We start from the raw sequence: 1,942 nt of genomic DNA, 5'->3' as shown, positions 1-1,942 counted from the left end.
AATACATAGGTGCCTTAGAAATGGGAAACGGAATATGGAGAGTATTTTATAGAAACGTATTTTTAGGCTACTTTAACGAAAATGAATTAAGAACTAAGGAACAATCAGTAAGGTTAGAGACTAATTTAGTGTAAAGTATGTATCTATAACTTTTGTAAACAATGTACCTTAACGAACATTTAAAAAAATGAAAATCAAAACATTCTTCTTTACTATAATTGGAGTATTCTTATTCTCTAATTCATACTCCCAACGAATACAATTAGACTCACTTGATTTACAAATTCATCAACTCATAAAGGACTTTGACATACCTGGTCTTTCGATTGGTATAGTTCGTAATGATTCTGTCATATTTTCTAAAGGATATGGCAACTTGGAAATTCATAAAGAAAGTAAAATTGATGAAAATACAATTTTTGGAATAGGTTCAATCTCGAAGTCATTTACAGCTTTAACTTTGGGAATATTAGTAGATGAGGGAAAAATTAATTGGGATGATAAAGTTAAAAAGTATCTACCCTATTTTGAGTTGTACGCTCCCTATGTAACCGAAAATTTTACAATTAGAGACTTGTTAACCCATAGAAGCGGACTTAAAGATGTAAGTGGTGGCATACTTTGGTATCATTCAGATTATTCAAGAGAAGAAGTCATAAAGCGTCTCAAATATTTAGAACCTATATCAGGATTTCGAGAAAAGCCTGCCTATCAAAATGTGATGTATGTTGTAGCTTCAGAAATAGTGAAAACAGTTTCTGGAATGTCCTGGGATGATTTCGTGAAGACAAGAGTTTTTGATAAACTTAAAATGGATAACACCACATCTCTATCAGCTGAAAGAGAATCTAACAGTAATCTCGCACAACCACATATTTGGAATAATGATTATGAAAAAGTAGCAATAAAGCAGGAAAATGGAGACAACCTTGCTCCTGGTGGCTTTATTTATTCATCATCTAACGATATGTCAAATTATATAAGACTCTTGCTGAATAATGGAGCAATTGGCAAGGACACAATTGTGAGTCCAAAAATAATCAATGAAATTTTTAAACCTCAAATTATATTTCCCTTCACTGGAGCTCCGTTTAATAATGAATTCACATCATATGGATTTGGTTGGTGGTTAACACCAAAAAATGGACATAAAATCATTGAACATAGTGGAGGTATTGATGGGATGTCCGCTAATCTTGTTATGATAAAAGATATGAATTTGGGTTTTGTAGTACTTACCAACGAAGCTGAAGAACCCGCAACCTTTTTATTGACTGCTAAACTATTGGAGAAGGTCCTTAATGATAAGTCGTACGACATCTATTCTAGAGTTTTGGATTATAGAAACCAGAATTTAAAAGAGAAAAAAGAATCACCTGTTCAAATTTCTAAAACCCCTAAAACAAAACCTTCATTGGAACTTCAAAAATACGCTGGAACATATAGCGACAAAATGTATGGGGACATTTTAATAAATTATACAGGAAAAGGTAGATTAGAATTTTCATTTTCACATTCGCCAGTATTCACAGGAACATTAGAACATTGGCATTTCGATACTTTTAAAATAGATTGGAATGACATTCGAGTTCCTGATGGATTTTTAACTTTCAACTTTAATTCAAAAAGAGAAATATTAGGATTCTCCATCGACCAAGAAAACCTACTTGATGTTGATTTCGGAGAATTGAACATTTTGAAAAATAAAAACTGATTATAACAATGTATCCTATGAAATCATAGCCGCCTATCGGCAGGCTGGCTATTTCGGAGTGATGGTGCCACCTGTTTCGGTCAAACAGTGCCACTTTGAAAGATCTTTCAATAATACAAAAAAATGTGTCAATCGTTTTTTAAAATTCCTTTTCTTAAGCTTTCCCCTTTTAGGTCCAACCTGTGAGAGGAGTTCACGATCCTGTCCAATATGGCGTCGGCAATGGTG

1 protein-coding gene and 1 pseudogene are annotated in these 1,942 nt (G+C 33.1%); one reads left to right on the top strand and one right to left on the bottom strand.

Translation table 11 applies throughout. The annotated features are described in order from the left end of the window. Positions 1-187: 187 nt before the first annotated feature. The gene (locus BFP75_RS08285; RefSeq protein WP_099544774.1) at positions 188-1,714 is read left to right on the top strand and encodes a serine hydrolase; all 1,527 of its coding nucleotides are present in this window, start codon (positions 188-190) and stop codon (positions 1,712-1,714) included. 128 nt (positions 1,715-1,842) lie between these two features. On the opposite strand, the pseudogene BFP75_RS22690 reads toward BFP75_RS08285, so the two are convergent. Next, a pseudogene (locus BFP75_RS22690) lies at positions 1,843-1,942 on the bottom strand (ATP-binding protein); the annotation flags it as partial.

The organism is Maribacter sp. 4G9 (genome assembly GCF_002742265.1).
GTDB lineage: Bacteria > Bacteroidota > Bacteroidia > Flavobacteriales > Flavobacteriaceae > Maribacter.
The sequence above is the reverse complement of the archived record's forward strand: the minus strand, read 5'-3'. Positions and strand labels throughout refer to the sequence as shown.

Excerpts from the sequence above, each read along its gene's own strand:
- BFP75_RS08285 (WP_099544774.1), top strand. The coding sequence starts at position 188 with ATGAAAATCAAAACATTCTTCTTTACTATAATTGGAGTATTCTTATTC.